Origin of the sequence: Tautonia rosea, assembly GCF_012958305.1 — a bacterium.
Taxonomy (GTDB): Bacteria; Planctomycetota; Planctomycetia; order Isosphaerales; family Isosphaeraceae; genus Tautonia; species Tautonia rosea.
Genome location: NZ_JABBYO010000005.1, coordinates 233,185 through 251,336, shown reverse-complemented (window position 1 = coordinate 251,336; position 18,152 = coordinate 233,185). Strand labels below are relative to the sequence as shown.

16 protein-coding genes are annotated in these 18,152 nt (G+C 58.3%); 2 read left to right on the top strand and 14 right to left on the bottom strand.

What is annotated here, in order from left to right:
- Window positions 1-71 precede the first annotated feature (71 nt).
- From HG800_RS10750 to groL (HG800_RS10705), 10 genes are all read right to left on the bottom strand, one after another.
- The gene (locus tag HG800_RS10750; protein WP_169976628.1) at window positions 72-1,463 is read right to left on the bottom strand and encodes a glycosyltransferase family 4 protein; all 1,392 of its coding nucleotides are present in this window, start codon (window positions 1,461-1,463) and stop codon (window positions 72-74) included.
- The gene (locus tag HG800_RS10745; protein WP_169976627.1) at window positions 1,457-2,419 is read right to left on the bottom strand and encodes an NAD-dependent epimerase/dehydratase family protein; all 963 of its coding nucleotides are present in this window, start codon (window positions 2,417-2,419) and stop codon (window positions 1,457-1,459) included. Before HG800_RS10745 ends, HG800_RS10750 begins: the two co-directional genes overlap by 7 nt.
- Before the next feature lie 124 nt (window positions 2,420-2,543).
- Window positions 2,544-3,473: an NAD-dependent epimerase/dehydratase family protein gene (locus tag HG800_RS10740; protein ID WP_169976626.1), complete on the bottom strand. Its 930-nt coding sequence runs from the start codon at window positions 3,471-3,473 to the stop codon at window positions 2,544-2,546.
- Window positions 3,474-3,752: 279 nt separating this feature from the next.
- Window positions 3,753-3,950 (bottom strand): DNA gyrase inhibitor YacG, encoded by a 198-nt coding sequence (locus tag HG800_RS10735; RefSeq protein WP_169976625.1) that lies wholly within the window; start codon window positions 3,948-3,950, stop codon window positions 3,753-3,755.
- A 17-nt stretch (window positions 3,951-3,967) separates the two neighbouring features.
- Window positions 3,968-4,261 carry an FmdB family zinc ribbon protein gene (locus HG800_RS10730; RefSeq protein ID WP_169976624.1) on the bottom strand — a complete coding sequence of 98 codons (294 nt, stop codon included), beginning with the start codon at window positions 4,259-4,261 and terminating at the stop codon, window positions 3,968-3,970.
- A gap of 75 nt (window positions 4,262-4,336) precedes the next feature.
- On the bottom strand, window positions 4,337-4,891 hold the full coding sequence (gene grpE / locus HG800_RS10725; RefSeq protein ID WP_169976623.1) for a nucleotide exchange factor GrpE: 555 nt from the start codon (window positions 4,889-4,891) through the stop codon (window positions 4,337-4,339).
- Window positions 4,892-4,957: 66 nt separating this feature from the next.
- Window positions 4,958-6,109 carry a molecular chaperone DnaJ gene (dnaJ, locus tag HG800_RS10720; RefSeq protein WP_235963587.1) on the bottom strand — a complete coding sequence of 384 codons (1,152 nt, stop codon included), beginning with the start codon at window positions 6,107-6,109 and terminating at the stop codon, window positions 4,958-4,960.
- Between the two features lie 575 nt (window positions 6,110-6,684).
- Window positions 6,685-8,313 (bottom strand): chaperonin GroEL, encoded by a 1,629-nt coding sequence (gene groL, locus HG800_RS10715; RefSeq protein WP_169976621.1) that lies wholly within the window; start codon window positions 8,311-8,313, stop codon window positions 6,685-6,687.
- A 167-nt stretch (window positions 8,314-8,480) separates the two neighbouring features.
- The gene (gene groES / locus HG800_RS10710; protein ID WP_169976620.1) at window positions 8,481-8,777 is read right to left on the bottom strand and encodes a co-chaperone GroES; all 297 of its coding nucleotides are present in this window, start codon (window positions 8,775-8,777) and stop codon (window positions 8,481-8,483) included.
- Window positions 8,778-8,918: 141 nt separating this feature from the next.
- Window positions 8,919-10,589, bottom strand: a complete 1,671-nt coding sequence (groL, locus tag HG800_RS10705) for a chaperonin GroEL (protein ID WP_169976619.1) — start codon at window positions 10,587-10,589, stop codon at window positions 8,919-8,921.
- A gap of 401 nt (window positions 10,590-10,990) precedes the next feature.
- On the opposite strand from groL (HG800_RS10705), the gene HG800_RS10700 reads away from it, so the two are divergent.
- Window positions 10,991-11,899, top strand: a complete 909-nt coding sequence (locus HG800_RS10700; protein WP_169976618.1) for an alpha/beta hydrolase — start codon at window positions 10,991-10,993, stop codon at window positions 11,897-11,899.
- A 109-nt stretch (window positions 11,900-12,008) separates the two neighbouring features.
- Here HG800_RS10700 and HG800_RS10695 read toward each other — a convergent pair whose 3' ends face one another.
- From HG800_RS10695 to HG800_RS10685, 3 genes are all read right to left on the bottom strand, one after another.
- Complete coding sequence (locus HG800_RS10695; RefSeq protein WP_169976617.1) at window positions 12,009-12,629, bottom strand: NUDIX hydrolase; 621 nt, start codon at window positions 12,627-12,629, stop codon at window positions 12,009-12,011.
- 27 nt (window positions 12,630-12,656) lie between these two features.
- Window positions 12,657-14,411: an aspartate--tRNA ligase gene (gene aspS, locus HG800_RS10690; protein ID WP_169976616.1), complete on the bottom strand. Its 1,755-nt coding sequence runs from the start codon at window positions 14,409-14,411 to the stop codon at window positions 12,657-12,659.
- 235 nt (window positions 14,412-14,646) lie between these two features.
- On the bottom strand, window positions 14,647-15,762 hold the full coding sequence (locus HG800_RS10685) for an aminopeptidase (protein ID WP_169976615.1): 1,116 nt from the start codon (window positions 15,760-15,762) through the stop codon (window positions 14,647-14,649).
- A gap of 178 nt (window positions 15,763-15,940) precedes the next feature.
- Here HG800_RS10685 and HG800_RS10680 point away from each other — a divergent pair, with 178 nt between their 5' ends.
- Window positions 15,941-16,714, top strand: coding sequence for an SDR family NAD(P)-dependent oxidoreductase (locus HG800_RS10680; RefSeq protein ID WP_169976614.1), 774 nt, complete (start codon window positions 15,941-15,943; stop codon window positions 16,712-16,714).
- A 25-nt stretch (window positions 16,715-16,739) separates the two neighbouring features.
- Here HG800_RS10680 and HG800_RS10675 read toward each other — a convergent pair whose 3' ends face one another.
- A complete protein-coding gene (locus tag HG800_RS10675) occupies window positions 16,740-18,125 on the bottom strand; it encodes a hypothetical protein (protein WP_169976613.1) in 1,386 nt (461 codons plus the stop codon).
- Window positions 18,126-18,152 lie beyond the last annotated feature (27 nt).

The following is an 18,152-nucleotide window of genomic DNA, read 5'->3' as shown; positions in this document are numbered from 1 at the left end:
TAATCACCAAGATTACCCGATCACGCGACGATCCCTCAATGCATCATTCAACACCCATGAACGTTTCCGACTTAACGGATGGCCGAGACCACTGCTGGACCATCCGGGACCGAACTGGGCCGCAAGTCGCCGACGAGTTCCCCCATCAGCGCCGACCACTGTTCGCAGCATCCTTCGCGCTCGAATTCGGCGAGGAACGCAGATCTGCCCTTTTGCCCCATCGTAGTCGCGGCTGACGGATGATCGGCGAGGTACGTGATCGCATCAACGAGCGAATCGACCTCGCCCAGACGTACTGTGATCCCACATCCCGCCTGCCGAATTGTGTCGGCTGTCTCACTATGATCCGGTCCGACGAAGAGTACCGGACGCTCCGATGCCATGGCACCGTACAATTTTCCGGGCACAACGATACCAGTCATTTCGGACCGCATCGAGACGAGGTGTGCGTCTGCAACGGTGAGCGATTCGTGCAACTGTTCGCGAGGAACATAGTCAAGGAGCTGGATGTTTTCCAGTCCCTCATCCTGTTTCGCATCCCTCACTTCTCGAAGCCTTGGCCCACCTCCCACGAACAAGAAGACAATCTCTTTCCGATCTCGGAGCCGTCGAGCGGCTTCGATGAACTCGGTCGCTGAGTGAGCAAGACCGAGATTGCCGGAGTACATCACAACGAATTTCTCAGAAAGCCCGAGCGATGCTCGCATGGGATGACCCTGACGAGCGATCGGGAAGATCTCATCCTGGCGGCTCCAGACCGGGATCTCAACCATCCGGGCATCGCGGACTCCCTTGTCCCGGATGCGATCGGCCATGTAGGGTCCGAGCACGACCACGCGGTCGGCCTGTCGATAGACAAAGTCGCTCAGCCAGGTGAGGGCCGCGACAATGGGATTCCGTTTGGACATTTGCCCGATTGCCAGGCTGGCGTCGGGGTGAAGGTCCATGCTCCAGTACACCTGACACGATCCCTTAAGACGGCGCAGGATCGTCCCTACGAGGCCGATGATTGGTGGTGTCGTGAGTGTGACAACCACCTCGAATTTCGGCAGTGTGAACGCCTTGTGGGCCGCCCCAAGATAGAAGCTCAGGTAATCGGTCATGCGTTTGAAAACGCTTCCCCGACCGAGTGAGGTGGCTCGAACCCGGTGAATCTGAACGCCATTGTGAGTTTCCTCACCTGGCGGAGGCTCGACCCCCGGCTCGTATCGGCCCCGAGCACACAGGACATGGACTTCGTAACCCCGATCAACGAGGGACTCGGCCAGGTCTGTCAAATGCTGGGCGGTGGAAGCGTGATCGGGCCAGTAGTACTGGTTGACAAAGAGGATGCGAGGTCTGCGCCGGGCTTGGCCGATTCTCGATCCCGTGTGAGGTCGTGTCGCTCCCTCAAGATCATGTTCGGCTCGCCAGCGACGGCCAGATCGGGGAGGAGAGCTGGGCTTCGGAATATCGCTCACCATTTGGCGTCGGCCTCATCCTTGTTGGCACGATACCAGGAGATCGTCTTGGCCAGTCCAGTCCGGAGGTCGGTCGGCGGCGTCCAGCCGTCGAGGACCTGAGTCATTCGGGTCACGTCGAGGACCTTTTTGGCTGCGCCGTCGGGCTTGTCGACGTTCCACCGAAGTGTGCCCTTGAACCCGGAGAGATCGTGGACCGTCTCAGCGAGTTCCTTGATCGAGGTACCAATGCCGGTCCCGATATTCAGGGGCAAGGTCTCGTCATTGTAGACCTCTGCGGCGAGAACAATCGCGTCGGCACAATCTTCGACGTAGATGAATTCCCGGATTGGCTTGCCAGTGCCCCAGACCTCAACTTCGTGGGCCTTGTTCAAATCGGCCTCAACCCACTTCCGTACCAGAGCGGCGACGACGTGAGAGCGGTCTGGATTGTACGAGTCGCCCGGCCCATAAAGGTTCGTCAGGATCAGGTGGATCGAGTCGAGGCCGTATTGCTTCTTGTAGGCGACCCCCTGGACCGCCAACATTTTTTTCGTCAGGCCGTAGTTGACCACGCTAGCGTGACAGGGTCCAGCCCAGAGATCTTGCTCCTTGAGTTCCCCTTCCAGATAGCCGGGGTAGCTGCACGCGGTGCCGATGTTGACGACCTTGTCGACCTTCGTCAAGCGGGCCGCCTCCATGAGGTTCGCACCCATGACGAGATTTTGATAATAAAGCTGCCCCGGTTCATTCACATTGATTCCGATGCCACCGTAATAGGCCGCTGCATGAATCAAGGTGTCGCAGGGATGCTCTAGCAGGCAACGTAGGCAAGCATCGAGGGTCGTGAGGTCATAGTCTCTCTTACGAGGAACGTAGACCTCGGCCCCGAACGATTCGAGCCGCGCGACGATGTGCTTTCCAAGAAACCCGGCTCCGCCGGTGACCGTGACTCGCTTGCCCGACCAGAAACCCTTCATCGCTCGCTGTCCCCTCAGTGCGTTGAGTAAGCAGGGTGCGCTCAATCGCAGACTTGAGGGAGACTGAAGGTAGCGCGAAAGTCACGCTACCGACTGGTCTTCGTCTCCCCCGGCCTGCGACGAATCAGACGTTACTGAACGGGTTCGACCACTCGATCAGTTTCGCGGCCTGGACCAGTTCTCGGATGCCTCGGTCAAGGTCGATGGTGGTCTCAAAGCCCTTGGCCCGAATCTTCTCGTAACTCACCTCATAGTTCCGTTGGTCGGCGTCGGTGCCTACCTCGGCGAAGTGGAGGTAATAATCGACATGTTCCAAAATTTTGCGGGCAACATCCTGTTTGGTGAAGTTCATGCTCTCATGGCCAACATTGTAGACATCATCCTTGACCTCGTCCCAACGCTCCAGGGCAAAGATGAACGAACGGGCCATGTCGCGAACATGCACGAACGTACGCTTGAAGCCGCCTTCATAAACAATCAAGTTGCGGTTCTTCACAGCTTGATAGGTAAAGTCGTTCGGCATCAGGTCGAGACGCATTCGGTTACTCACACCGAAGGCGGTCGCGAACCGGTAGGCAATCCCATTCCCGGCGTCGAGCACCATTTGCTCGGCCTTGGCCTTGGTTTCTCCGTAGAGGGTGATCGGCGCCCGTGGCGTGTTCTCATTGCAGATGTAATCGGGGATCGATCCGTAAATGCTTCCGGTGGAAGCATATAAAACCTTCTGATCCTTGTTTCGCTTCTCCAGAATCAGCTTCGTCGAGTCGACGTTGACTGCCTGTGCCAGTTGCGGCTCTTTCTTACAAGCCGGATAGCCCACAATCGCGGCGAGGTGGATTACCGCGTCCACGCCCTCGAGCGCGGTTTCAACGGTCTTGGGGTCGCACACGTCCCCTTTTTGGAGTTCGAAGAAACGATTTTGGCAGCAAGGAAGTAACCCATGACCTCCGAACTTCAGCGAATCGAGCACGCGGACCCGGTGGCCGCGATTGAGAAGTTCGGGGACCAGGGTCGAACCGACATAGCCCGCGCCGCCGGTGACGAGGAGGTGCATTGAGGAGTCCCATCCGTGGACGTCATGCGATGACCTTCGCGCAACGGGTTCCGAACCGATGCGGAAGGGCTCGGGGGGCAAGGCGTTCGGGGGAGAGGTCGAATGGTGAGCGGCCCCGTCCGTGCGGCCTCGCGTCGAGCTGTCGAATCAGGTCAGGACGCAGCGATCAGGCTGGTTCAGGCAATTTCGGTGAGATCCTCTTGCTGAAACACGCAGCCAGCCTGTGATTGGGGATCGTACTCGATCGAGCGATGGAGTCAACGTCGGTTTTCCGAAGAATTACTCGTCGGTTTCTTCATCAAGTTCGTCAGAAGGGAGCGCTGAGGTAGGGGCCCCGGGGATGGTATAGGCTCCTTCCACCCATCGACCCAGGTCAATCATCCGACACCGTTCTGAACAAAATGGGAAGTGTGGGAGGGAGCCGAGGTCGGTTCCTTCGAACTCCCGGCCACACAAGGGGCACTTACCACGAATCATGGTCGGTCTGTCACAGATCAGTCAGAGGTAGAACCACTCGACGCTGCTGGCTTCGAATCTGATTTGGAGCTTGAGCTCGTGGAACTTGAGGATTCTGAATCGGCCTTTGCGGCTTTCTTGTAGGAATCACTCCGGTAGTCTGTCAGGTAAAAGCCGGAGCCCTTGAACAAGATCGCAGCACCCGCACCAATCTTGCGGCGGAGGGTTTCCTGCTGGCAGGCGGGGCAGATGGTTTGAGGGTCGGCCTTGATCGACTCAAAGGCCTCAAACTCATGCTTGCAACTATCGCAAATGTAGTCGTAGGTCGGCATGGAAGGTCGAGGTCTCCGGAGGGTGAGTGTGAGAATTGAGTTGGATCGATTCGAGATTTTGAAGCCCGAGGCCGCTCAGGATGGTTTCACAGAGACAGCCACTCGACTCGGTCGCAACACCCGGTCCTGCAGGCGATACCCTCGACTGAGTTCGGCGACGACTGTCCCTTCAGGATGTTCGGCAGAGGGTTGCTGCATGAGGGCCTCATGGATGTTTGGGTCGAACGCTTCTCCCATCGCTGAGATGGGTTCGACGCCGTGCTTCGCCAATGCATCGAGGAGTTGTTTGTGGACCATGTCCAGTCCGGTAATGATTCCTTCGGCTCCGGACTGTCGGGCTGCTTCGATGGCGCGTTCGAAGTTATCCATAACTGCGAGAAGATCATTAGCGAGGGGAGCAGCGGCATATACGCGATCGGCCTCGGCCTGAGATCGGCTTCGCTTTTGGAAGTTGAGGAAGTCCGCCTGCGATCGACGCAGTTGTTCAAGATAATCGTCTCGCTGCCGGACGACTTCGTCCAGTTCCTGTCGCATCGCAGCGTTTGTGGCGTCGGTCCCTTGGGCAGCGGTTCGAGCCTTGGGGTCGGTCGAAACCTCTTCGGAGGAGTTCTGGGGATTCGAATCGCTCATGGGCGTCGGGTCCAAGTTCGTTGCGGGAGGGGGCTCAGAGAATCGAGCAAATCGCCGGGACTCGAATCATTGGGGAGTTTCGGTTTCCCCCTCCTCGGGTTCGGTGAAGAAGTCGCGAAGTTTTTCGAGGAAACTCTTGCGCTTCGGGCTGACGTCATGGTGATCGAGTTCTGCCAGTTCGCGGAGAAGTTCTTCCTGCCGAGCCGAAAGTCGGCGAGGAGTTTCGATCAAGACTTCGACCATCTCATCCCCTCGACCAGAGCCAGAGAGGTCTGGCATCCCTCGACCACGAAGCTTCAGAATATCGCCACTCTGCGAACCTCTCGGAACGGTCAGTGGGCTGGGGCCGTCAAGCGTTGGCACTTCGATTTCAGCACCGAGTGCGGCCTGGGGATAGCTGATGGGTACCTGGCAAATCAGGTCATTGCCCTTGCGAACGAAGAAGGCGTGAGGGCGAACCTGAATCTGGACGCGAAGATTGCCTCGAGGAGCGCCTGGGTCACCAGGCTCACCCTGGTTCCGGAGTTGAAGAATTGTTCCGGTATCAACACCAGCCGGAATGCGAACCTGAACCGAGACAAGTTTGAGCTCCCGTCCCGATCCCCGACAAGTTGAGCATGGGTCTACGACTCGAACCCCTTCTCCTCCACAGGCGGGACAGGTCTGGGCCATCTGGAAAAAGCCGCGAGCGGTGACGATTTGCCCTCGACCTCCGCAATAGTCGCACGTGGATGCAACGGTCCCAGGACGAGCTCCGGTCCCATTGCACGTGGTGCAATACTCTTGTCGGTCGAGTTCAATTGTTCTCGTCGCTCCTCGGGCCGCTTCTTCCAGCTCGATTTCGAGCCGAACGAGCAGGTCAGAACCGGCCCGCGGCCCTCGGCGTCGAGGGCCAAAGAAATCACCGAAGAGACCGGAGCCACCGAAGATATCTCCGAATGCGGAGAAGATTTCCTCGGCGGATCGGAAGTCGTGCACTCCGGCTCCTTCGAGTCCGGCGTGACCATAGCGGTCATATCGAGCCCGCTTATTTTGATCGGAGAGGACCTCGTACGCTTCGGCCGCTTCACGGAATTTCCGCTCGGCTTCCTGGTCGCCAGGGTTGCGGTCGGGATGGAACCGCTTGGCCTGCTGTCGATAAGCTCCCTTGATTTCGTCGGGCGTCGCGCCGCGCTGGAGCCCGAGAATCTCGTAATAATCACGCTTGGTCGTTGCCATCGGCATCGTGTCTCGATCGGTGGCACTGGCGGCGGAGTCTGTCACCAGCTCTACGGAGGAGATGGAACATCTTACCATTCAAGGCACGAGAACGAATACCGCAACACGAGGGGTCAACGATCTCGGCGGGATTTGGAGGAAAAGCGTGCGTTTGAGTCCGTTGGGAGAACACAATTGGTGTCGCCGATCAATTGAGAGCTGATACGGTTACCACCAGACCAGATCGAGAGCAATGAGAACGAGGGTCGGCAATCCTGACGTTCTCTCAAGAGCATCCAAGACTGAACTGGATTTTTCTTCAGCATCAAAAAAACATATTAATCGAACCGAAACCATTTATTCGCAACACATCGGTTTATTTGATGATTCCGGAGTTCGAACACGAGATTGATTGAGGACTGACGAGCGATTCGCGGCAAAGGTTGCCAAAGACCACTAAAGGGTTTTGAACACCTGTTCCAGAAGCTAATTGGGAATCGGTCGCCACGAATGAAAGTCGTCCGTGGCGACCGGAGAAACGAACGTGACCGTGCATTTTCTAGGAAACGCTTCGGGATTGGTCAAACGAGAGGGGATCAGCGAATCGAGCCTTCGATACGCTTGGCGCCCTTCTCTTCGTCTTCGTCCTTGAGATTGGTGATCATTGCCTCGGTCGTGAGCATCAGCCCAGAGATCGACGCGGCGTTCTGGAGGGCTGTTCGCGTCACCTTGGTTGGGTCGATGATGCCGGCTTCAAACATGTCGACAAATTCGCCGGTGTTCGCGTTAAAGCCGACACTTCCACCCTTTTCCAAGATTTCCTGTGCAACTACTGCTCCGTCATGCCCGGCGTTCTGGGCAATCATACGGGCCGGTTCTTCAAGCGCCCGCAAGACGATCGCGGCACCGACCTTTTCGTCACCTTCGAGTGAAGCGTGCAGCGCCTTGACCGCAGGGACGGTACGCAAGAGCGCCGACCCACCACCGGGAACAATCCCTTCCTCGGCCGCTGCCCGAGTGGCGTGAAGGGCATCTTCGACGCGGGCCTTCAGTTCCTTCATGGCGGCTTCGGTCGGAGCGCCGACACTGATCACGGCGACGCCCCCGGTGATCTTCGCCAAACGTTCCTGGAACTTCTCTCGGTCGTATTCAGAATCGGTTTCGGAAATCTGCTTGCGCAGTTGATCAATTCGCTTCTGAATATCTTCTTTCTTCCCGGCTCCCTGAATGATCGTGGTGCTATCTTTGCTCACCTTGATCTGCTTGGCCGAGCCGAGTTGCTGAAGGGTCAGGTTCTCCAGTTTCAGGCCGAGATCTTCACTGACGACAGTGCCGCCAGTAAGGATGGCCATGTCTTGAAGCATCGCCTTGCGACGATCGCCGAAACCAGGAGCCTTGACCGCGCAGATATTGAGGATGCCTCGGAGCCGATTCACCACGAGGGTCGCCAGCGCCTCTCCCTCAACGTCCTCAGAGATGATCAAGAGCGGCTGACCAGACTGAGCCACGCGTTCGAGCAATGGAATCAGTTCACGAAGACTGCTGATCTTCTTTTCATGCAAGAGGATCAGCGCGTCATCGAGGACGGCCTCCATTGTCGTTGGGCTGGTGACGAAGTAAGGGCTCAGGTAACCCTTGTCAAACTGAAGACCCTCAACGAATTCAAGTGTGGTCGACGAGGTCTTCCCTTCCTCGACGGTGATGACGCCGTCGTTGCCGACCTTGCTGACGGCTTCGGCCAGCATTGAGCCGATCGACGGATCATTGTTCGCCGAGATGGTGCCGACCTGGGCAATCTCTTCCGGCTTGGTCACTTCCCGACTGACGTTCTCGATCAGCTCGCCAACTGCGGCGTCGACCGCCTTTTCAATGCCGCGTCGAACGGCAGTCGGATTGGCCCCGGTGGTGACGGTGCGAAGCCCTTCCCGGAAGATGGCTCGGGCAAGGATGGTAGCGGTTGTCGTTCCGTCGCCAGCGATATCAGAGGTCTTTGAGGCAACGACGTTGACGAGCTTGGCCCCCATGTTCTCGAAGGGGTCCGGAAGCTCGATCTCCTTGGCGACGGTCACACCGTCCTTGGTGACGGCGGGTCCGCCGAAGGACTTGCTAAGGATTACGTTGCGGCCCGTCGGTCCGAGCGTAGTGCCGACAGCGTGCGCCAGCGTATCGATGCCCGAGAGCATCTTCCGCCGTGCCGCATCGGAGAAGAGCAACTGCTTGGCCACGTGCGAGAGCTCCTGTTCTGGTTCGGTCGTTCGAAGTGTCTTGCGTGTGAGATGATTTGTCGAGGGATCGATTGCAGACCCGATGAGTTCAATCGCGAGGCAGATCTTCAGCTGCCTCGCGTCGAACCTCGTTCAGGGTCGAACGAGATCATGGAATGCGAGATGGCTCATCCAACGATCTTGGCGAGGACGTCGGACTCGCGAAGGATCTTGATCTCTTCGCCATCGACCTTGATTTCGGTTCCGGCATATTTCCCGAAGAGGACCTCGTCACCTTCCTTCAGGCCAATCTCGGCTCGATTGCCATTGTCCAAGAGCTTGCCGGGGCCAACCGCCACGACCCGCCCTCGCTGCGGCTTTTCCCGAGCCGTATCGGGCAGCACGATTCCGCCGGAGGTCTTTTCCTCGGCCTCAATCTCTTTGATCACAATGCGGTCATCAAGGGGGCGAATGGTCGTCGCCATGGTGAGGTTCCTGTGCGTCGTTCAAGGGTTGGTGAGGGAAGGATCCCGTAGCCGATTGATCGAAGAATCCAGGCAAGAGGGTTGGTTGATGACCGATGACGTCGTTGACATCGGTCACCACCCAGTTGCTGTGCGTCGGGCTCACATCATGCCCATGCCGCCCATGCCGCCCATGCCGCCCATGCCGCCCATGCCATGATCATCATGATGGGGGTCGCCGCCGGCGGGCTTCTTCTCTTTCTTCTCGATGATGATCGCTTCGGTCGTGAGCAGGAGCCCAGCGACCGAGGCGCCATTTTGGAGCGCCGTTCGCGTGACCTTGGCCGGATCGACGACGCCGAAGGAGAACAGGTCACCCCATTCACCACTCTCGGCGTTGTATCCAAAGTTCGGATCGCTCGAGCGTCGGATCTTATTCACGACCACCGAGCCGTCGAGACCTGCGTTCTCGGCGATTGATCGGCAAGGCTGCTCCAGGGCTCGGCGGACGATCTGGATTCCGAGATCCTCGTCTCCACCAGACTTCAGGTCCTCGAGAATCTTGGCGGCGCGGACCAGGGTGGTGCCGCCTCCAGGAACGACGCCTTCTTCGATGGCAGCGCGGGTGGCGTGCAAGGCGTCCTCAACGAGGGCCTTGCGTTCCTTCATTTCGGTCTCGGTTGCGGCCCCGACGTTGATCTTGGCCACGCCACCAGCGAGTTTCGCAAGGCGTTCCTGCAGCTTCTCGCGGTCGTATTCCGAGTCGGTCGTGCTGATTTCGCGCTTGATCAGTTCGGTGCGTCCCTTGATGGCCTCGGCGGTGCCGCGGCCTTCGACGATCGTCGTGTGATCGCCGCTGAGGATCACCTTGGCAGCCCGACCGAGATCGGTCAACTGCACGCTTTCGAGATTGATCCCGAGATCCTTGAAGATCGCCTTGCCGCCAGTGAGGGTGGCAATGTCTTCGAGCATCGCCTTACGGCGATCCCCATAGCCGGGAGCCTTGACGGCGGCCACCTGGAGAATGCCTCGAAGTTTATTGACAACCAGCGTGGCCAAGGCCTCGCTCTCGACATCCTCGGCAATCAGCAGCAACGGCTTGTTCGCTCGGGCAATCTGCTCCAGCAAGGGCACGAGCACTCGGGGCGTGCTGATCTTCTCTTCGTGGATCAGGATGTAAGGGTCTTCAAGGACGACCTCCATCCGATCCTGGTCGGTGATGAAGTGAGGGCTGAGATAGCCGCGGTCGAACTGCATTCCCTCGACCACGTCGACTTCGGTCTCGAAACCCTTGCCCTCCTCGACAGTAATCACACCGTCGGTGCCGACCTTCTCAAAGGCGTCGGCCAATCGCTCGCCGATGCTGCGATCGTTGTTCGCAGCGATCGTGGCAACCTCAGTGATTTGCTTTTTGTCGCCGCCGACGGCCTTGGCGCGAGCCTTGACCTCTTCGACAACCTTCTGGACGGCCTGATCGATCCCTCGCTTCAGGGCCATCGGGTCAGCCCCGGCGGCCAGGGCTTTCAGCCCTTCCTTGAAGATGGCCTCGGCCAGCACTGTTGCGGTGGTGGTTCCATCACCGGCCGCGTCGGACGTCTTGCTGGCGGCTTCCTTGACGAGCTGTGCACCCATGTTCTCATAGGCGTCGGTCAGCTCGATTTCCTCGGCAACGGTCACGCCGTCCTTGGTCACCGTCGGGCTTCCCCAGCCCTTGTCGATGACCGCATTACGGCCTCGGGGGCCGAGTGTACTTCGCACGGCCTTGGCCAGCTTTGTAACACCACTCGCCAGTTTCTGGCGTGCTTCTTCGTCATAAGCCAACAGTTTCGCCACGGTCGTCGTCTCCCTCCAGCGCGGTCGCGCCGACGCGATGTCGCTTGGGCTTCGTCTGTCGTTCGTTGGGGGCGATCATCCGAAGACCTCTGATCCAGACTTTCCGAACAGAAGGTCTTCGTGTTCGACGCGGCAAGTGGCAAGTCGTGTACCACGGAGATTATTCTTTGTAAGTCGCTTTTCCAGTTTGCTTTACGAACATGACACCAATGATTGGGCTCCTGCCAATCTGGCAGGCGATTTCGGTTCCATGCCATTTCGACGGGAGGCGGAGGCTTGCCGGCCTGAGGACGAGCCGTTCAGATGATGGCTCTCGGATCGAGTTGGACGCCAACCACTTGAGGCCGAGATGCTTCGTCCGTCGCATTGATGCTCCGAAACTGTCCATTGAGGCCCGATCGATGGGAAAACGCATCCTCTCCACCACAATCTTGCTCCTGATCACCTCATCCCCAGGTCTCGCGGCCGAGCCAACCGAGATTTTGCTCTGGCCTGAGAGAGCGCCTGGTGCGCTCGGTTCCGAGCCGAGCGACCAACCGACGATGATCGTATATCAGGCCGATCCCTCGATCGCAACCGGCGCAGCGATGATCATCTGTCCGGGAGGTGGATACGGGGCCCTCGCCATCGACCACGAGGGCCATCAAGTCGCGCAGTGGCTCAACTCAGTTGGGGTGACTGGTGTCATCCTCAAGTATCGACTTGGCCCTCGATACCGACACCCCATCCCCTTAACCGACGCTCAACGCGCCATTCGAACCGTTCGAGCCAGAGCCGATGATTGGGGCATTGATTCCGGTCGAGTGGGGGTGTTGGGCTTCTCGGCGGGAGGGCATCTCGCCTCGACGCTGGGAACCCACTTTGACCTTGGAAACCCCGAAGCGGAGGATCCGATCGATCGCCAAAGTTGCCGGCCGGATCTCATGATCCTTGGCTATCCGGTGGTCGCACTGGCCACCGATTACGCACACGGCGGTTCAAGGCGCAATCTGCTTGGCGAGAATCCGCCAACCGATGTCCTCGAATCTCTTTCGAACGAGCGCAGGGTGACCCCGGAGACGCCACCGACATTCCTCGTTCATACGAATGAGGATGAACCTGTGCCTGCCGAAAACAGTTTGCTGTTCGTGCTCGCCTTGCGAGAGGCTGGGGTTCCCGTGGAGTTCCACCTGTTCGAGGCGGGCCGTCATGGGCTCGGCCTCGGCGGCGGACTGCCCGATCGAGGGATTGGGCCCGACCCAGCTTTTTCGGTCTGGCCCGGGCTCTGCGAAACCTGGCTCAAGCGTCGAGGATTCCTCGATCGCAAGTGATTCGGGCGGCCGAATTGCGCGGAGCGTCGAAGCTTTTCGCTCGGATGTCGGAGTGACATTTTGGAATCCCCCGCGTGAGCGGCCCCGAGTCGTTGCGTTGCGAGGCCGATCACGCGTAAGGGGAACCGAGCAATCTTTTTCGGATCAGCCGTGTTTGAAGCTGATTCAGCTCCGTAAAGTGTCCTTCTGCAACAACTCGAGCGGCCATCAACGCTGCCGCGACGTGAGAGACCTGGATTCGAGCCTCCATCCGGCAGACCTTCCCGAGCCATTCCGAAAAATCTTCGGTAGAAACCGCAATTTCCTCCGAAGGATCAAGCTTCTGCTCTGAGAGCCGATCGACTCCGACCGCCAGGAATCCAACCACTTCGTTATTTTGATTCGCTGGGTTCGCCGGGTGGCGACCGAGGCAGACGAACCTTCCGCCCCCGTAACCGGTTTCCTCAAGCAATTCCCGACGGGCGGCGGCCTCCACGTCGGCGTCGTCGGGGTCGACGGTTCCACTCGGCAAGCTGGTCAAGACCTCGCGCAGTCCGTGACGATACTCGGTCACGAGGACGACCTGGCATTCTTGCGTCAAGGCGACAATGTTCAACCAGGTCGGCAACTCAATGACATGATACGGGGCGATCGGGTACCCTGACGGTGACCGACAATCATCGCTCCTGAGGGTGATCCAACGATCGCGGTAGGTGACGACCGAGCGTTCGACATGCCAGGGCTCGATCATGGTTCGACGTCCCAGCCTCGAATCATTTTATCTCGTCCGGATATGTAATTCACGGAGTTGCTGATCCTCGACCGAGCCCGGAGCCCCCGTCATCAGGTCTGTCCCTCTCGCCGTCTTCGGGAAGGCGATGACATCACGGATGTTGTCGAGCCCCGCGTAGAGCATCACCATCCGATCAAAGCCAAAGGCAATCCCCCCGTGCGGAGGTGCTCCGTAGCGGAGTGCTGCCAGGAGGAACCCGAACTTCTCCTCAGCCTCCTCGGGAGAAAGGCCCAGGTGGCGGAAGATCGTCGATTGAATGACCGGATCGTGACACCGGATCGTGCCTCCAGCCGCTTCTTCACCGTTGATCACGAGGTCGTACGCCTGAGCACGGACCTTCAATGGCTCGGATTCGAGAAGGTGGAGGTCCTCCGGCAACGGCATCGTAAACGGATGATGCTCGGCCACGAAGCGACCATCCTCAGAATCCCAGGAAAAGAGCGGAAACCGGACAACCCACGAGTAGTGGAAGGACCCGGGGTCGTAAAGCCCCAAAGTTCTTCCGAGACGATGCCGAATCGCCGCCAGGCTTGCCGAGGTGACCTCCTTGGTATCGGCGACGATGAGCAAGAGATCGCCGGGCTTCGCGTCGAAACGCTCTCGCATTCTGGCCTGAACCTCGGGGGGCAAGAACTTGGCCGTTGGCCCAGTAAATTGCTCGGCCTCGACTTTTAACCAGACCAGTCCCTTTGCGCCGTATTCCCCAGCGAACGCGGTCAGAGCATCAAGATCTTTTCGACTATGAGATTCGGCCGCACCAGGAGCACAGATTCCTCGAACCCGTCGCCCATGTTCAACGGTCTCTCGGAAGACCTTGAACTCAGTTTGTGCAGCGAGATCGCCAAGATCGTTGATCTCCATGCCGAACCGAAGGTCAGGCCGGTCGGTTCCGAACCGCTCCATGGAGTCGTGGTAGTCCAGTCGGGGCAGTGGGGAGGCAAGCGCTTGCCCGGTGAATTCGAGGGCAAGCTCGCGGATCAAACTCTCCATGGATTCCAACACGTCTTCGAACTGAACAAACGACATCTCGATGTCAAGTTGACTGAACTCCGGCTGTCGGTTGGCTCGAAGGTCTTCATCCCGAAAGCACCGAGCGATTTGAAAATACTTGTCCATGCCCGCAACCATCAGCAATTGCTTGTACAACTGCGGACTTTGCGGCAAGGCGTAGAAGTGACCAGGGTGAACGCGGCTCGGGACGAGAAAGTCTCGGGCACCCTCGGGGGTACTTCGACCGAGCATCGGTGTTTCCACTTCCCAGAATCCCATGTCGGTCATCGCCCGTCGCATGGTCTGAGCCAGACGGTGTCGAATCTCGACAATGCGGTGCATCTCCGGGCGCCGTAGGTCAAGGAAGCGGTACTTCAGGCGGAGTTCTTCGTTGGCCTCGCCTCCGAGCTCGAAGGGGGGGGTTTGCGTTGCGTTGAAGACTTCCAGAGACGAGGCTTGCAATTCGATCTCGCCGGTCTTGAGCTTCGAATTTTCCTTGCCAGGCAAACGCCGACGGACCGTTCCTCGAACACCGATGACCCATTCATTACGCAACGACTGGGCAGCCTCTTGGAGCGATTGACCCGTCTCAGGTTCGAAGACGACCTGAGTCAGTCCGTAACGATCCCGCAGGTCGATGAACACCACCCCACCGAAGTCGCGATAGGCATTCACCCAGCCGTTGAGAACGACCTCCTGGCCGAGATGTTCGGCCGTCAATTCACCGCACGAATGGGTCCGCTTGAGCATGGCCGGCGCAGGTCCTTCGCCATCGAGAAACGTATTTCGAGAGACCGGATCTCTCAACTCTTCTCCGAGTCGACAATCCACGAGCAACAGACTATTCGCCAGGGCGTCAGAACGTCAAGCGTCCGCGGAACCTTCGCCAATTCCGTATGAATCGGGTCCGACTCGAATCGACGAACATCGAAGCGCATCGGTCACTTCGGGGGATGGCGATCAGCGGGAATCTCTGAATCATTGGTCAGTCTGGATCCAGGGCATGAAGGCTATCGTCCACGAAGCGTCCGTCGACCCGGATCGGCTTCCCATCGAACGACACGGTGCCACCTCCAAACTCAGGGGTCTGGATCTGCACGAGATCCCAATGGATTTTCGAGCGGTTACCGTTATCAGCCTCGTCGTACGCGTTCCCTGGCGTCAGGTGGAAACTCCCGGCAATCTTTTCATCAAAGAGGATGTCCCGCATCGGGCGTTGGATCTTCGGATTACAGCCCAGTGACCACTCACCGATAAACGACGCCCCGTCATCGGCTTGAAGAATGCGGTTCAAGCGCTCTTCGTCTCCCGCTTCACAGGTCGCCTTGCAAATCCTTCCCTGCCGAAATTCGAGGCGAATCCCGTCAAAGGCCGAGCCTTGATAAATGGTTGGTGCGTTGAATCGAATGAAACCTTCGACAGAATCCTTCACCGGAGCGGTGAAGACCTCTCCATCAGGAATATTCATCTCTCCTGCACAGGGTACGACAGGAATTCCCTCGATCGAGAACCGAAGGTCGGTATCTGGCCCGGTGATCCGCACCTCCCTCGCGTCTTCCATTAGTTGGACGAGCGGTTTGAGTGCTTTTGCCAGCAAGGGATAATCAACATTACAGGCTTCAAAATAGAAATCTTCGAATGCTTCGGTACTCATGCCAGCAAGCTGAGCCATTGCGGGGCCTGGCATCCGGAGGACACACCATCGGGTGTTCTTGATGCGACGCTCAAAGTGCACGGGCGTCATAAAGTGCTGGTTGTAGAGGTTCATTCGATCGGGAGGAACGTCGACGAGTTCGCTCACATTATCGGATCCTCGCAAGCCAATGTAAGCTTGCATGCGATCCATGCGAAAAGACTCGGTTGCTGCCCAGCACTGAAGTTGCGGCTCGGTGGCACCCCGGAGCATTTCTCGAACGATTCTTGAGCGTTTCAGGTCAACCAACGCAATTGCACCAAGACGCCCAGCCTTCTGGACAATCAAGCGGGGCAAGACGTCGTCATCGAGATCCACACATTCGACCAGCAGGGATTCGCCCGGTTGCAATCGGGTTGAGTAGCGTATCAAGGTATCAGCGAGCGTTTCCCATCGCGGGTCTGGCATGGGTGGCTCCGGTATTGTGCAAGAAGGAGAGGGCCGAAGGAAGGACGGGGGATTGCGAGCAGGGGCCTGCTTGTCTAAGCTGAGTCGCGGTAGGGGCCGCGGTGAGGCCTCACGTCCTGCCAAGCAGAATGTTTCATTGTTCGAGATCAACGCGGGCGACGCAAGCGGGAGAAGATGAATGGCGGTCAATCCGTTCGACCTGACCGGCAAAGTGGCGATTGTCACCGGAGGCAATGGCGGCATCGGGCTCGGAATGGCCCGAGGACTCGCTCAAGCCGGTGCTCAACTCGCCCTGGTCGGCCGCAACATGGAGAAGACCGCTGCGGCCGCTGATTCGCTCTCCAAGGAAACGGGTGGCCAGATTCTCCCGGTCACTGCCGATGTTGCTCAGGAAGCTGAATGTGAAAGGATTGCGAGCGAGGTGCTCACGAAGTACGGCCGCATCGACATTCTGTTCAATAATGCCGGGATCAACATTCGGAAGCCTCCCCACGAACTTACGCTCGACGAGTGGAGAGAGGTCATTGACGTCAATCTGACGAGCGCGTTTCTTCTCTCCAAGGCGGTCTATCCGGCAATGAAAGCCGCGGGAGGGGGGAAGATCGTCAATATCGGAAGCATGACTTCGATCTTCGGCTCAGGCTTCGCCCCCGCCTATGCGACCAGTAAGGGAGGCATTGTCCAACTCACCAAGAGCCAGGCACTGGCCTGGGCCTCGGAGAACATCCAGTGCAATGCAATCCTGCCCGGTTGGTTTGACACGGAATTGACCAAGAAGGCTCGGGTTGAAATCACGGGATTGCACGAGCGGGTCCTGGCTCGCATTCCGACAGGACGCTGGGCAAGCCCTGACGACATGGCCGGGACCGCCGTGTGGTTGGCGAGCCCGGCCAGTGATTACGTCACCGGAATTGCGATTCCCGTCGACGGCGGTTATTCCGCGATGCTGTAAGTCGTCATGACGGCCTCGATTGAAGTCAACGACGAACTGGAGGTTCTCCAGAATTCGCCGTCTGATGAGCGGACTCGGGAGTCTTCTCAAGGTCCACATCGACCGTCAAGCCCCGAGCCAGGTTCAGTGAGAACCGAACCGTTACCGCCGAGACATCTCGTTTGGGCTCAGTGATTGAAGGTGTCTGGGAGGTCTGCTGGTTTTCCTTTGCCGTTTTCAGATCCGTCCTAACCGTATCTCTCTCATCAACTGGGAGAGTCGGTGGAGGAAGAGTGACTTGAGGAGAAGGAACCGGCTGTCCATCGACATACGGAGTGAATTCGGTCCGTTCGGCCTCCCGATCCTTGTCGGTCCTAGGATCAACCAATCGACCATCTGTCCCGATCGCAGGTGGCAAGGTCCGACTGGGTAGCGTCGGGAGTGGCATCGGCTCAGGATTTCCTGCACGGAGCACTTCGACAGCATTCGGATTGACAAATTCAACGGGAACAATCGGCAGCAATCCCCAGGGAGTCGCTGCAAGCGCCGACGGAATCTGACCGGGTTGGACGGGCACCTGGATCGCGTCAATGGGCGGGGTATGGGGTTCCTGAAAGGTCTGAGTAAACGCGGGAGTCGGTGCGGGGGGAGCAACCGAGATACGTTCTTGCTTTACCGGACGAACCCCAGGATCAGCCAGATGAACCTCGGGTGAGGGATCAGCGGCTTCCATCGAGATCAAGAGCAATCGCTCTCGAATCTGCGGCTGACCCTCATTCGTGTGTTCGGACTTCACTCCAAGGCTCAACACGAGCCCATGCGCCGAGGGGAGGAGCCACTCACCACCCATCTCACGATGCGTCACTTCGGGAATTTGGACTCGAACATTCGCCCGATCCCCTTCACCGATCGACGCGGACGTTTCAACTTCATGGACCGCGGCAATTCGCGTATCCATGACCTCGACCTGCAATACCATCCCCACCGGTCGGGGCAGACCGACCAGGCGAATGTGAGCTCCATCATCGACCGGAACAACAATTGGACGAGGTCCCGCAGCTTCTCCGAGAATCGCGGGAGTACTCTCAGTGAGTTCCGCATGAACGACGAAATGACGAGTCACGCTTGTGCCAATGATGGCAGGAGTCCCGAGGAAGGCGACGACCTCGGGAGCGATGACGACCTTCGCTTGTGGCGAAACGGCGAATTGACGACTCATCTCCGAGAGCGTTTCGAGTTTGGTCACCCAGGCCGAACATCCTGCGCGATGGCCCCCGAATTGAAGCTTCGTCTGGTACTCCTCGCGCCAGCCGACCGCGTCACAGTCGACCAGGCGAACATCGAAGGAGACCAATCCCGCAGGGATCTCCCCGGAAGCCGGTGGATTCACGACACCGACGAGGAGGAGTGGGAGCGCAAGGAGAACATTCATGCAAGAACCCCCTTCCGTGAAGGTCCA

Excerpts from the sequence above, each read along its gene's own strand:
- HG800_RS10750 (WP_169976628.1), bottom strand. The coding sequence starts at position 1,463 with ATGGTGAGCGATATTCCGAAGCCCAGCTCTCCTCCCCGATCTGGCCGT.
- HG800_RS10745 (WP_169976627.1), bottom strand. The coding sequence starts at position 2,419 with ATGAAGGGTTTCTGGTCGGGCAAGCGAGTCACGGTCACCGGCGGAGCC.
- HG800_RS10740 (WP_169976626.1), bottom strand. The coding sequence starts at position 3,473 with ATGCACCTCCTCGTCACCGGCGGCGCGGGCTATGTCGGTTCGACCCTG.
- HG800_RS10735 (WP_169976625.1), bottom strand. The coding sequence starts at position 3,950 with ATGATTCGTGGTAAGTGCCCCTTGTGTGGCCGGGAGTTCGAAGGAACC.
- HG800_RS10730 (WP_169976624.1), bottom strand. The coding sequence starts at position 4,261 with ATGCCGACCTACGACTACATTTGCGATAGTTGCAAGCATGAGTTTGAG.
- grpE (WP_169976623.1), bottom strand. The coding sequence starts at position 4,891 with ATGAGCGATTCGAATCCCCAGAACTCCTCCGAAGAGGTTTCGACCGAC.
- dnaJ (WP_235963587.1), bottom strand. The coding sequence starts at position 6,109 with ATGGCAACGACCAAGCGTGATTATTACGAGATTCTCGGGCTCCAGCGC.
- groES (WP_169976620.1), bottom strand. The coding sequence starts at position 8,777 with ATGGCGACGACCATTCGCCCCCTTGATGACCGCATTGTGATCAAAGAG.
- HG800_RS10700 (WP_169976618.1), top strand. The coding sequence starts at position 10,991 with ATGGGAAAACGCATCCTCTCCACCACAATCTTGCTCCTGATCACCTCA.
- HG800_RS10695 (WP_169976617.1), bottom strand. The coding sequence starts at position 12,629 with ATGATCGAGCCCTGGCATGTCGAACGCTCGGTCGTCACCTACCGCGAT.
- aspS (WP_169976616.1), bottom strand. The coding sequence starts at position 14,411 with ATGCTCAAGCGGACCCATTCGTGCGGTGAATTGACGGCCGAACATCTC.
- HG800_RS10685 (WP_169976615.1), bottom strand. The coding sequence starts at position 15,762 with ATGCCAGACCCGCGATGGGAAACGCTCGCTGATACCTTGATACGCTAC.
- HG800_RS10680 (WP_169976614.1), top strand. The coding sequence starts at position 15,941 with ATGGCGGTCAATCCGTTCGACCTGACCGGCAAAGTGGCGATTGTCACC.
- HG800_RS10675 (WP_169976613.1), bottom strand. The coding sequence starts at position 18,125 with ATGAATGTTCTCCTTGCGCTCCCACTCCTCCTCGTCGGTGTCGTGAAT.